Here is a 12,341-nt window from a genome sequence, read left to right as displayed (position 1 = left end):
TTTATCAAAGATGAAATGAAGAAGAAGGATGAGCAGAAGCTGGAGGAGATGCAGCAGGAGATCGACGAGGCGGAAGCCGCGCAGGAAGATGCTGCAGAGGGCTCCGAGGAAGAAGCTCCGGAAGAGGCTGCTGCAGCAGATGCGGCGATGCAGGAAGAGATTGAGGCCCTCAAGGGCCAGGTCGACGGCCTGAACAAAGACCTTCAGGAGAAGAAAGACCGCCTGCTGCGCCTCCAGGCCGATTTCGACAACTTCCGCCGCCGCTCGGCGAAGGAACGCGAAGAGATTTCCGCTGTCGTCACGCAGAATTTCTGCAAGGACATGCTGCCGCTGCTCGACAACTTCGAGCGCGCGATGGCGGCCGAGACAAAGGATGTGGAGGCCTTCCAGAAGGGCGTCGAGATGATCTTCACGCAGTTCCAGGAAATCCTCAAGAAGAACGGCCTTGAGCACATCGAGGCCGTCGGCCAGAAGTTCGACCCGAACTTCCATCAGGCCGTCATGCGGGTCGAAGACCCCGAGAAAGAGGACGACACGGTTGCCCAGGAGCTCCAGAAGGGCTACATGGTCAAGGGCCGCGTCATCCGACCGAGCATGGTCCAGGTCGTCTCCAACTGAGCGTCCTGATCGCATAAACCAGATGATTCAAGTTTTACATAAAGTTTAGGAGGATGTTACCATGTCTAAAGTAATTGGTATCGACTTAGGTACGACGAACTCTGTCGTATCCGTCATGGAAGGCGGCGAGCCGACCGTCATCACGAATCCGGAAGGCAGCCGCATCACGCCGTCTGTTGTCGGTTTCACGAAAGATGGCCAGCGCCTCGTCGGCCAGCTGGCAAAGCGCCAGGCTGTGTCGAACCCGGACCGCACGATCTCGTCCATCAAGCGCCATATGGGCGACCCGAACTACAAGGTCACGATCGACGGCAAGGATTACACGCCGCAGGAGATCTCGGCCATGATCCTGCAGAAGCTCAAGGGCGATGCAGAGGCATACCTCGGTGAGACGGTCACGCAGGCCGTCATCACGGTCCCGGCTTACTTCAACGACAGCCAGCGCCAGGCGACGAAGGACGCCGGCAAGATTGCAGGCCTCGATGTCCTGCGCATCGTCAACGAGCCGACGGCTGCAGCACTTGCCTATGGCCTCGACAAGGACAAGGATGAGACGATTCTCGTCTTCGACCTCGGCGGCGGTACGTTCGATGTCTCGATCCTCGAGCTCTCGGAAGGCACGTTTGAAGTACAGGCTACGAACGGCGATACGCACCTCGGCGGCGATGACTTCGACCAGAAGATCATCGACTGGATGGTCGGCGAGTTCAAACAGGAGAACGGCATCGACCTCTCGCAGGACAAGATGGCTGCTCAGCGCCTCAAGGAAGCTGCCGAGAAGGCAAAGATCGAGCTCTCGAGCATGACGCAGACGAACATCAACCTGCCGTTCATCACGGCCGATGCTTCGGGCCCGAAGCACCTCGACCTCACGCTGACGCGCGCAAAGTTCAATGAGCTCACGAGTGACCTCGTTGAGCGCACGATGGGCCCGACGCGCAAGGCCATGGCTGATGCAGACCTCACGGCTGACGATATCGACAAGATCATCCTCGTCGGTGGTTCTTCCCGTATCCCGGCTGTCCAGGATGCCATCCGCAATATCCTGCACAAAGAGCCGTCGAAGGGCGTCAACCCGGATGAGTGCGTATCCGTCGGTGCTGCCATCCAGGGCGGTGTCCTCGTCGGTGAAGTCAAGGACGTCCTGCTCCTCGATGTCACGCCGCTTTCCCTCGGTATCGAGACGCTCGGCGGTGTTTGCACGAAGATCATCGAGCGCAACACGACGATTCCGACCCACAAGAGCCAGATTTTCTCGACGGCTGCCGATAACCAGCCGTCTGTCGATATCCACGTCCTGCAGGGCGAGCGCGAGATGGCTGCCGGCAACAAGACGCTCGGCCGCTTCGAGCTCACGGATATTCCGCCAGCTCCGCGTGGAGTACCTAAGATCGAGGTTTCTTTCGATATCGATGCGAACGGCATCGTGCACGTCTCCGCTAAGGACCTCGGCACGGGCAAAGAGCAGAAGATCACGATCCAGTCGGACAGCGGCATGAGCAAGGAAGACATCGACCGCATGGTCAACGAAGCCAAAGCTCATGAGGCTGAGGACAAGAAGCAGAAGGAAGCCATCGACGCCAAGAACAACGCCGACAACCTCGTCTATCAGGCAGAGAAGACGATCAAGGAGCTCGGCGACAAGGCAGATGCCGGCAAGGTATCGGAAGTCAAGGCTGCTTGCGAGAAGGTCAAAGAGGCCATCAAGAGCAACGATACGGAAGCCATCAAGAAGGCAACCGAAGAGCTGCAGAAGCCGCTCTATGAGCTCAGCGCTGCTGCTTACCAGCAGGCACAGGCTTCTGGTGCACAGCAGGGTGCTCAGGCTGGTGCTGAGAATGCCCAGGGCGCTCAGCAGCAGAAGAAAGATGACGATGATGTCGTCGATGCGGACTACACGGAAGTCAAAGACGACAAGAAATAAGCAGATGATTGTTTGAAGGTTGGGAGTTATGGGGGACGCTTGACGCGGTTCCCTCTGGACTCCCAATTTTTCTGTAAGGATGGTGCAACGTGAGCGAAAAACGCGATTATTATGAAGTGCTGGGCGTTGACAAGAGCGCGGATGAAAAGGAGATCAAGCGTGCCTATAAGAAGCTGGCCCGCAAGTATCATCCAGACCTCAATCCGGACAACCCGAAAGAGGCAGAGGAGAAGTTCAAGGAGATCAATGAAGCCTACGATGTCCTGAAGGACCCGAAGAAACGCGCGCAGTACGACCAGTTTGGCGCCGGCGCCTTTGACGGCACGGGCGGCTTCAGTGGCGCTGGAGCCGGCGGCTTCGGCGGCTTTAGTGATTTCGGCGGCTTCGGCGGCGGTGGCGAAGGCGGCTTCAACGATATCTTCGACATGTTCTTCGGCGGTGCCGGTGCCCGCCATGCGCGTCAGCCGGGTCCGGAGCGCGGCAATGACCTGCGCTACGATCTCTCCATCAGCTTCGAAGACGCTGCTTTCGGCAAGAAGGTGGAGCTCGAGGTGCCGCGCACGGTCGAGTGCCCGACGTGCCACGGCTCTGGTGCCGCGGCGGGGACGAGCCCGGAGACGTGCCCGCACTGCCACGGCACGGGCCAGCAGCAGGTCGTGCGCAACACGGCCTTCGGCCGCATGATGAGCACGCAGACGTGCCAGCACTGCCACGGCACGGGCAAGATTGTCAAGACGCCGTGCAAGGACTGCCATGGCACGGGCCGCAAGCGCGAGACGTCGAAGGTCACGGTCAATATCCCGAAGGGCGTCGACCAGGGGTCGCGCGTCCGCCTGTCGGGTGCCGGCGAAGCGGGCCGCAATGGCGGCGGCTACGGCGACCTCTACGTCTACATCTTTGTCAAGCCGCACAAGCTCTACACGCGCCAGGGCAATGACGTCATCGTCGAAGTGCCGATCACCTTCGTGCAGGCCGCTCTCGGTGGCTCGGTACAGGTGCCGACGCTCGACGGTCCCGTCGACCTCAAGATCCCGGCTGGCATCCAGTCGGGCAAGGTCCTGCGCATCAAGGGACGCGGCATCCCGTTCCTGCGCGGTTCGGGCCGCGGCGACGAGCTCGTCCACATCAAGGTACTGACGCCGCAGAACCTCTCGGGGCGCCAGAAAGAGCTCCTGCGCGAGTTCGGCGAGATCAGCGGCGACAAGGTCAATCCGGAGCAGAAGAGCTTCCTCGACGACCTCAAGCGCTTCTTCAAGAAATAAAAATACGGCTTTGCGAAATACATCGCAAAGCCGTATTTTTTATTTCTCGGTCATGCCCAGACTTCTTCGGCAATCTCTTTGACAAGGGCGAGCTTGGCCCACTGCTCTTCCTCGGTGAGCTTGTTGCCAATCTCGCAGGAGGCAAAGCCACACTGCGGGCTCAGGCAGAGATCCTCGAGCGGCACGTACTTGGCCGCCTCGTGGATGCGCGCGATGATGGCAGCCTTGTCTTCGAGCTCCGGGCGCTTCGTTGTGATGAGGCCGAGCACTACTTTCTTGCCAGGGGTGACTTCCTTGAGGCATTCGAATCCGCCGGAGCGCTCGTCGTCGAACTCGAGGTAGTAGGCATTGACGTTCTCGCGCGTGAAGAGCGGGTCGGCAACCGGGTCGTAGGCGCCGCTGGCGAAGTAGACGGAGTGGTAGTTGCCGCGGCAGACATGCGTGTTGATGACGAGGCCGTCGGGGCTTCCTTCGATAGCCAGGTTGTTGACCGTCACGAACTGCTCGGCGAGCTTCTTGAGGTCAGAACCTTCGACGTAGGCGAATTTGCCGCCCTTCTTGCCACCGGCGGCGAGTACGCCCCAGGTGCAGTCGTCGAACTGCAGGTTGCGGCAGCCGGCCGCATAGAGGTCGCGGATGACGGTGCGGTAGCCTGCAGCAATCGCCTCGATGAGCGCTTCATCTGTCGCGTAGACCTTGCGCGTGCGCTCGATGTTGTCGGGCAGGATCATCTGCTGGAAGAACTGAGCCGGTGCCGGGATGGTCTGCTTGGCGACTGTGTTCTCGTCTGTGAGCGCCTGTACGAAACGGAAATGCTCGACAAACGGATGGTTCTCGGCAGAGAGCGGGCCCGTCAGCCAAGTGTCATCGATGAGAGCCGGCTCGCCGTGGAAGCAGACGCCCTTGTCGGTCTTCTGATGAGCGATACCCTGGAAGCCCCACATGAAGTCGAGGTGCCAGGTCGCGCGGCGGAACTCGCCGTCCGTGATGACGTGGTAGCCGGCCGCCTTCTGCTTGGCGACGAGCTCGCGGATGCACGTGTCTTCGACGTCTTTGAGCGCCTCTCTCGAGATGGCGTGCTCAGAGAACTCCTGGCGCGCTTCTTTGAGCGCTGCGGGGCGCAGGAAACTGCCGACGTAATCGAAGCGGAATGGTGTGGAAAGATGCTTGCTCATATGATTGCCTCCTGATAGATTGACGAGATGACTCTCGGATAACTTGTTTGTTCTCTTCTGTTCTTGTGGACCGAATCGGTTGATGGCTCTACTTTACCGCAAAAGGCGCGCGATGGAAAATACTTAAAACGGGCGCTTTGCCATAGATTCACTCTATGGCAAGATTGCGCCTGCCGTGGCATGCGTGGTATGATGGTAAGAGAAAAGGGGGATGGGCATGACACTCAATCAACTGCGCTACGTCGTCGAGGCGGCTTCGTCTGGCTCCATCACGGAAGCGGCACAGCGCCTCTTCATCACGCAGCCGAGCCTGACAGCGGCCATACACGCCCTGGAGGAGGAACTCGGTATCACGATTTTCCGGCGCACAAACAAAGGCATCACGCTGACGGTCAAGGGCGAGGAATTCCTTGCCTACGCGCGCCAGATGCTCGAGCAGGAGGCGATGATCCGCGAGCGCTACGGCAAGAAGCGCAAGAAGAAGCAGCTCTTCTGCGTCTCGTCACAGCATTACTCGTTCGCCGTCGAAGCGTTCGTCGACCTTTTGCGCGAGTACAGGGGGAGAGAATACGAATTCCACATGCGCGAGACGGAGACCTACAAGATACTCGAGGATGTCGGCGCGCTGCGCAGTGAGGTCGGCGTGCTCTACCTCAATCCGGCCAATGAGACAATCGTCCGCCGGGCCATACTCGACCACAGCCTGCGCTTCACGCCGCTCTACCGCGCGCAGCCGCATGTCTTCATCAGCAAGAGGAATCCGCTTGCAGAAAAGGAGGCTGTCCGCTTAGAGGACCTCGCGGACTACCCGCGCCTCTCGTACGAGCAGGGGGCGCACAACGCCTTCTACTACGCCGAGGAGATCCAGAGTACGCTGCCCGTGCGCAAGGACATCGTCGTCACGGACCGCGCGACACTCTTCAACCTGCTCATCGGCCTCGACGGTTACACCATCTCGAGCGGCATCATCAACGAAGAGCTCAACGGCGAGGAGATCATCGCGCGGCCGCTGCTCGTCGACGACTTCATGGAGATCGGCTACCTGACACATGCGCACATCAAGCTTAGCCGCTATGCCGGCCGCTACATCGAGAAGCTCTGCGAGCGCATCGGCAATGCCGTCCGCACCGAGTGACGGATAACCTTGTTTTTTACAGACATATCCCCTATAATGGAAAGACCTAGAACAAGAAAGGACGATGCGCTTTGAAATGGGCTGAAGTCAGTATCCGGACATCACATGAGGAGACGGAACTCATCGCGGAGATTTTCCACGACGTCGGTGCATCCGGCGTGGTCATTGAAGATCCAGAGGAATTCAACAGTTATATCGACAGTGGACTTTTCGACTACTCCAATCTGCCGAAGGCTGAGCAGACGAATATCGTGACGATCAAGGCGTATCTGCCTGTCGATGAAGAGCTTGACGACCGCCTGCGCACGTTCGAGCAGCGCGTCCGGGACCTCGCGAAAGTCGACGGCTTCGACGCGGGATCGTGCCCAATCGAATGGCATACGGTCCAGGATGAGGACTGGGCCGACAACTGGAAGGCCTACTTCCACACGGAGAAAGTCGGCGGCCTCATCGTCATCAAGCCGGCCTGGGAGGATTACGAGGCGAGCCCCGACGACATCGTCATCGACCTCGACCCCGGCGCGGCCTTCGGCACGGGCACGCATCCGACGACGGCCATGTGCATCCGCGAGCTCGAGTCGGCCGTCAAAGGCGGCATGCGCGTCTTCGATGTCGGCACGGGCTCCGGCGTGCTGGCTGTGACTGCTGCCAAGCTCGGAGCCGGCGAGGTCATCGCGATGGATTACGACCGCACGGCGGCCCACGTCGCGCAGGAGAATGTGGAGCGCAACCACGTCGAGGACCGCGTGACGACTGGCGTCTCTGATCTCCTGCAGTCTTTTACCGGCAAGGCGGATCTCATCATCGCCAACATCATCGCGGACATCGTCATCCGCCTCTTCGACGAACTCGATGCGCATCTGGCCGAGGGCGGCCATCTGCTGGCCTCGGGCATCATCGATGAGCGCGTGGCCGATGTGACGGAAGCGGCTCTTTCGCACGGCTTTGCCATCGACAAGGTCATCGAGGAGAGCGGCTGGGCTGCGATGGTCATCAGCCGGGGGGATGCACAGTGAGACGACTTTTCTACAAGGGCATCCTCGCGGATACCATCGAGATCGGCGGCGCGGATGCACACCATCTCATGCACGTCATGCGCGCGAAGCCTGGCCAGGAAGTCATCGTCGTCGACGATGAGAACCAGGTCGCGCGCATGGAGATGACCGCTTTTACGTCCGACACGGTGACGATGAAGCTCGTGGAGCGCCTCGATGCGGATACAGAGTCACCCATCCGGCTCGTCCTAGCCGTCTGCCTCCTGAAGGCCGACAAGATGGACTTCGTCGTGCAGAAGGCTGTCGAGCTCGGCGTTAACTGCATCGTGCCAGTCGCAAGCCACAACTGCGTCGTGCGCTACGACAGCAAGAAGGCCGCCCAGCGCCAGCAGCGCTGGCAGAAGATTGCCGACGAGGCGGCCAAGCAGTGCGGGCGCACCGCGCTCGTCGAGGTGCGGCCCATCGAGCCGCTCCAGAAATTCCTCTGCCATGCCTGGTATGAGGACGACATGGATTCGGAGTTCCTGTTCTGCTACGAGAACGAGCAGAATGTATCGGTGCGGGAGTGCCTGCAGCGCACGACGTCGGAGCGCTACCTGCTGCTCATCGGCCCTGAGGGCGGCTTCACGCTCGAAGAGGCAGAGGCTGTCATCAAGGCCGGCGGGCAGAGCGTCACGCTCGGGCCGCGCATCCTGCGCGCCGAGACGGCGGCCATTGCGGGCCTCAGCATTGTACAGTTTGAAAAAGGAGATTTAGGAAGTTGAAAGTTGCTTTGACCACACTTGGCTGTAAGGTCAATCAGTTCGAGACAGAGACGATGGAAGGCCTCTTCAAGCAGCACGGCTATGAAGTCGTGCCGTTTGACGCATGTGCTGACGTCTACGTCATTAACACGTGCTCGGTCACGAGCCTTGGCGACCGCAAGAGCCGCCAGATCATCCGCCGCGCACACCGCGAGAACCCGCAGGCCATCGTGGCCGTCTGCGGCTGCTACGCACAGGTCGCGCCAGATGAGATCCGGGCCATCGAGGGCGTGCGCGTCGTGCTCGGCACGAAGGAGCGCGCCCACATCGTTGACTACGTCGAGAAGGCCATGCATGAGGACGGCATCCAGGGCACGATCACGGACATTATGCAGGCAAAGACGTTCGAGGACATCCCGCTCTACGACAGCCCGGAGCGCACGCGCGCCTTCCTCAAGATCGAGGATGGTTGTCAGAACTTCTGCTCGTACTGCATCATCCCGTATGCGAGAGGGCCCGTGAAGTCGCGCCTGCCGGAGCACGTGCGCCGCGAGGCGGAGAAACTCGTCTCGATGGGCTTCAAGGAGATTGTGCTGACGGGCATCCACCTCGGCGCCTACGGCCGCGACCTCCCCGGCAGCATCACGCTGGCCGATGCCTGCCGTGAGGTGCTCTCCGTGCTGGGCCTCAAGCGCCTGCGCCTCGGCTCGCTCGAGTCCATCGAGCTCTCGCCGGAGCTCTTCGCACTGATCCGCGAGGACGAGCGCTTCTGCGCGCACCTCCACCTGCCGCTGCAGGCCGGCTCTGACAAGGTGCTCAAGGACATGAACCGCCATTATGACACGGCGGAGTTCGCGCGCCTCATCGAGCACGTCGAGCAGGAGGTGCCAGGCGTCGCCATCTCGACGGACATCATCGTCGGGTTCCCTGGCGAGACAGAGGAGGACTTCCAGCAAGGGCTCGACTTCGTCGAGAAGATGAACTTCGCCCGCATGCACGTCTTCCCGTATTCGCGCCGCACGGGCACACCAGCCGCCGCGCGCCGCGACCAGGTAGAGGAAGCCGTCAAGAAGGAGCGCGTGCACCGCATGCAGGCGCTCGCCGACCGCAAGGCAGAGGAGTTCCACAAGAGCTTCATCGGCCGCGAGATGCGCGTGCTGTTCGAGACGGAAAAAGACGGCATCACGGATGGCCTGACGGACAACTACATCCGCGTCTACACCGACGATACCGTCGATTGCGGCGAGATCTACACCGTGAAGATCGACAAGCTCTGGCGCGATGGCGTCTGGGCGCACTGCGTGCGCTGAGTCGCTGGTAAATATTTTTGCTTTTTTCCGTCGGGAAGAAGGTTTTCCGCTCATGGCGGCGAATATTATTGTTATAGATGGGCGTTAAGCGCCCGTTTCGTGCCATTGATGCCATTCGTGGCAAAAGGAGGTGAATGAAGATGGCAGATTGTATCTTTTGCAAGATTGCACAGAAGGAGATCCCTTCCAAACTGGTCTATGAAGATGACACGGTCGTGGCGTTCCGTGACCTGGAGCCACAGGCACCGCAGCACGTTCTCGTGATCCCGAAGAAGCACGTCGAGAGCCTGCTGGCACTCGAGGAAGAGGACAAGGCTCTCGTCTCGCACATCCTCGTCGATGTCATCCCGCAGCTTGCCCAGAAGCTCGGCATTGCCGAGAAGGGCTTCCGTGTCGTGGCGAACACGGGCGAGGAAGGCGGTCAGACCGTGAAGCATCTGCATTTCCACCTCCTTGGCGGCCGCTCCATGCAATGGCCCCCAGGCTGAGGCTGCGCGCAGTTCTCTAAAACTTTTGGAGAGTGTTGACAGTGACTTGCGCCCTGCTGTATAATGGTGTGGTGTAATTCTAACGACACAAACTCCCATGTTAAGTGGAGGGGGGGAAAATAGATGGCAAACGAAATCAAAGTTGGTAAAAACGAATCGATCGATAGTGCTCTCCGCCGCTTCAAGCGTATGTCCCAGAAGGCTGGCACGCTTGCTGAAGTGAGAAAACGTGAACATTACGAGAAACCGAGCGTTCGCCGCAAGAAGAAGTCTGAGGCAGCTCGTAAACGCAAGTACAGAGGTTAATCCGTCATTTGCGCCAGGCGCCTGCGAGTTGAGAGATTCGCGGGTGCCTTTTTATATGAGAAGAGAGGAAGATCAATCATGTCGATCAAGGAACAGCTTACAGCTGATATGAAAGAAGCCATGAAGAGCCACGATAAGGACCGCCTGTCGGTCATCCGCTTCGTGCGCGGTGCCATCCGTCAGGCCGAGATCGATGGCGGCCACAAAGAGCTCAGCGATGAGGACGTCATCGGCGTCATCAGCAAGGAAGTCAAAATGCGCAAGGACTCCATCGAGGAGTTCAAGAAGGGCGGCCGCGAGGACCTCGTCGCGAAGACGCAGGCCGAGATCGACGTGCTCATGCCGTATCTGCCGGCACAGCTTTCCGAGGACGAGATCCGCGCTCTTGTCAAGGAAGCCGTCGAGAAGACGGGCGCTTCGTCGCCGAAGGACATGGGCAAGGTCATGGGCATGCTGATGCCGAAGGTCAAGGGACGCGCCGACGGTAAGATGGTCAACACGATTGTCCGCAGCATGCTGCAGGGCTGATTTGCAGAAGAGAGGGGCTGCCACACGAGTGGCAGCCTTTTTCGATGCGAAAATAAGGCAATCTGTGTATGGAAAAGGTTTTTGGCAAGGCGCGTCGAATCATAAAAAGAGAACACGATTGCATCATCACGATCATCATCTTCATCATAGAAGGGAGGATTCTTTATGGATAGCATCACCATGCCGGTCCTGCAGGTCCTGCTGCTGGCCATCATGTTCCTGGCGATACTCGTCGAGGTCAAGACGGGCGGCACGGGTGCAGGCATCATGTTCGGACTCGTCGCGGCCGTCGTCTTCTGGGGCAGCCAGTACGTCAAAGGGGCGGCCGACCTCTTCCAGATTGGGCTCTTTCTCGGCGGCATCCTCTGCATCGTCGTCGAGATGCTGCTGCCGACTGTCGGACTCCTGGCCGGCGTCGGCGTGGCGGCCATGCTCTACAGCCTCGTGATGGCGCTCGGCGGCAATCTCGCCGCAGTGGCCGTGCTGATTTTTGCGTTGGTGGCCGCTGTCGGCGTCTTTGCGCTGATCGTCAACCAGCTGCCCTCGAGCCGTCTCTGGAAGCGTTTCGTGCTCAAGGACCAGTCGACGGCCAAGCGCGGCTACGTCAGCGCGGTGGAGGAAGCGGGGCTCGTCGGCGAGCAGGGGCCTGTCCTGACGGAACTGCGCCCCTCTGGCTCGGCGCTTCTCGAGGGCCATCCCGTCGACGTCGTCTCGGAGGGAGCTTTCATCGCAAAGGGCGAGCTCGTCCGGGTCATCTCGGTCCAGGGCAGCCGCGTCGTCGTGCGCCGCGTGGAAAAGCTCCCGAAGGAAGCAGCGAAATAACAAGATCGATACAATACTGGAGGCGTTCTTATGGCAACACTGATCACATCCGCGTTCATTCTCGTGCTCATCGTAGCGGCTATCATGGTGTTCCTGCACTTCGTGCCGCTTGGGCTCTGGATCTCGGCACTGGCAGCCGACGTCCACGTCAGCATCATCACACTCGTCGGTATGCGCATGCGCCGCGTGCCGCCGGCCAAGATCATCCTGCCGCTCATCAAGGCCAATAAGGCGGGGCTCAATGTGCAGGTCAATCAGCTCGAGGCGCATTACCTCGCGGGCGGCAACGTCGACAAGGTCGTCGACGCGCTGATCGCGGCGCACCGCGCGCAGATCCCTCTGCCGTTCGAGCGCTCGGCTGCCATCGATCTCGCCGGCCGCGACGTGCTGGAAGCCGTGCAGATGAGCGTCAACCCGAAGGTCATCGAGACTCCGGTCGTCTCGGCCGTCGCGCGCAACGGCATCGAGCTCAAGATCAAGGCGCGCGTCACCGTGCGCGCCAACATCGACCGGCTCGTCGGCGGTGCCGGCGAGCCGACCATCATCGCGCGTGTCGGCGAGGGCATCGTCACGACAGTCGGCTCGTCGGAGAGCCACAACGACGTGCTCGCCAATCCGGACGACATCAGCAAGACGGTGCTCGGCAAGGGACTCGATGCCGGCACGGCCTTCGAGATCCTCTCCATCGATATCGCCGACGTCGACGTCGGCCGCAACATCGGCGCTGAGCTCCAGACCGATCAGGCCGAGGCCGATAAGCGCATCGCGCAGGCCAAGGCAGAGGAGCGCCGCGCGATGGCCGTGGCCAAGGAACAGGAGATGAAGGCCTACACGCAGGAGATGGAGGCAAAGGTCGTCGAGGCGCAGGCCGATGTTCCGCATGCCATGGCAGAGGCACTGCGCGAAGGCCGCCTCGGCGTCATGGACTACTACAACCTCAACAACGTGCAGGCGGACACCGATATGCGCAATGCCATCAGCACGGCCGGCACGGACGACAAGATGCGTCCGACGCAGCCAGTGAAATGAGTGCGG

General features: G+C 60.2%; 13 protein-coding genes. 12 read left to right on the top strand and 1 reads right to left on the bottom strand.

What is annotated here, in order from left to right; genetic code table 11:
• The first annotated feature begins 15 nt into the window (after window positions 1-15).
• The 3 genes from grpE to dnaJ all read left to right on the top strand — a co-directional run bounded on the left by grpE (window position 16) and on the right by dnaJ (window position 3,804).
• A complete protein-coding gene (grpE, locus tag T518_RS01295; RefSeq protein ID WP_081828375.1) occupies window positions 16-618 on the top strand; it encodes a nucleotide exchange factor GrpE in 603 nt (200 codons plus the stop codon).
• 61 nt (window positions 619-679) lie between these two features.
• Window positions 680-2,542, top strand: a complete 1,863-nt coding sequence (gene dnaK, locus T518_RS01290; protein ID WP_036373994.1) for a molecular chaperone DnaK — start codon at window positions 680-682, stop codon at window positions 2,540-2,542.
• Window positions 2,543-2,631: 89 nt separating this feature from the next.
• On the top strand, window positions 2,632-3,804 hold the full coding sequence (gene dnaJ, locus T518_RS01285) for a molecular chaperone DnaJ (RefSeq protein WP_036373991.1): 1,173 nt from the start codon (window positions 2,632-2,634) through the stop codon (window positions 3,802-3,804).
• A gap of 50 nt (window positions 3,805-3,854) precedes the next feature.
• Here dnaJ and T518_RS01280 read toward each other — a convergent pair whose 3' ends face one another.
• Window positions 3,855-4,979: a 5-methyltetrahydropteroyltriglutamate--homocysteine S-methyltransferase gene (locus T518_RS01280; protein WP_036373989.1), complete on the bottom strand. Its 1,125-nt coding sequence runs from the start codon at window positions 4,977-4,979 to the stop codon at window positions 3,855-3,857.
• 217 nt (window positions 4,980-5,196) lie between these two features.
• Between T518_RS01280 and T518_RS01275 the strand changes: the two genes are divergently transcribed.
• The 9 genes from T518_RS01275 (at window position 5,197) to floA (ending at window position 12,335) form a co-directional block, all read left to right on the top strand.
• Window positions 5,197-6,114, top strand: coding sequence for a LysR family transcriptional regulator (locus T518_RS01275; protein WP_036374459.1), 918 nt, complete (start codon window positions 5,197-5,199; stop codon window positions 6,112-6,114).
• A 71-nt stretch (window positions 6,115-6,185) separates the two neighbouring features.
• On the top strand, window positions 6,186-7,130 hold the full coding sequence (gene prmA / locus T518_RS01270; RefSeq protein ID WP_036373987.1) for a 50S ribosomal protein L11 methyltransferase: 945 nt from the start codon (window positions 6,186-6,188) through the stop codon (window positions 7,128-7,130).
• Complete coding sequence (locus tag T518_RS01265) at window positions 7,127-7,873, top strand: 16S rRNA (uracil(1498)-N(3))-methyltransferase (RefSeq protein WP_036373986.1); 747 nt, start codon at window positions 7,127-7,129, stop codon at window positions 7,871-7,873. The genes prmA and T518_RS01265 overlap by 4 nt, the downstream gene beginning before the upstream one ends.
• A complete protein-coding gene (mtaB, locus tag T518_RS01260) occupies window positions 7,870-9,162 on the top strand; it encodes a tRNA (N(6)-L-threonylcarbamoyladenosine(37)-C(2))-methylthiotransferase MtaB (RefSeq protein WP_036373984.1) in 1,293 nt (430 codons plus the stop codon). Before T518_RS01265 ends, mtaB begins: the two co-directional genes overlap by 4 nt.
• 140 nt (window positions 9,163-9,302) lie before the next feature.
• Window positions 9,303-9,650, top strand: coding sequence for a histidine triad nucleotide-binding protein (locus T518_RS01255; protein WP_036373982.1), 348 nt, complete (start codon window positions 9,303-9,305; stop codon window positions 9,648-9,650).
• A gap of 123 nt (window positions 9,651-9,773) precedes the next feature.
• The gene (gene rpsU, locus T518_RS01250) at window positions 9,774-9,956 is read left to right on the top strand and encodes a 30S ribosomal protein S21 (protein ID WP_005841552.1); all 183 of its coding nucleotides are present in this window, start codon (window positions 9,774-9,776) and stop codon (window positions 9,954-9,956) included.
• A gap of 78 nt (window positions 9,957-10,034) precedes the next feature.
• Window positions 10,035-10,484, top strand: a complete 450-nt coding sequence (locus tag T518_RS01245) for a GatB/YqeY domain-containing protein (protein ID WP_036373979.1) — start codon at window positions 10,035-10,037, stop codon at window positions 10,482-10,484.
• A 165-nt stretch (window positions 10,485-10,649) separates the two neighbouring features.
• Window positions 10,650-11,306, top strand: coding sequence for an NfeD family protein (locus T518_RS01240; protein WP_036373977.1), 657 nt, complete (start codon window positions 10,650-10,652; stop codon window positions 11,304-11,306).
• Between the two features lie 30 nt (window positions 11,307-11,336).
• Complete coding sequence (gene floA, locus T518_RS01235; protein WP_036373975.1) at window positions 11,337-12,335, top strand: flotillin-like protein FloA; 999 nt, start codon at window positions 11,337-11,339, stop codon at window positions 12,333-12,335.
• The last annotated feature ends 6 nt before the right edge of the window (window positions 12,336-12,341 follow it).

Source organism: Mitsuokella jalaludinii DSM 13811, assembly GCF_000702905.1.
In the GTDB taxonomy this organism is placed as follows: domain Bacteria; phylum Bacillota; class Negativicutes; order Selenomonadales; family Selenomonadaceae; genus Mitsuokella; species Mitsuokella jalaludinii.
This window is presented reverse-complemented; position numbering and strand designations above follow the sequence as displayed.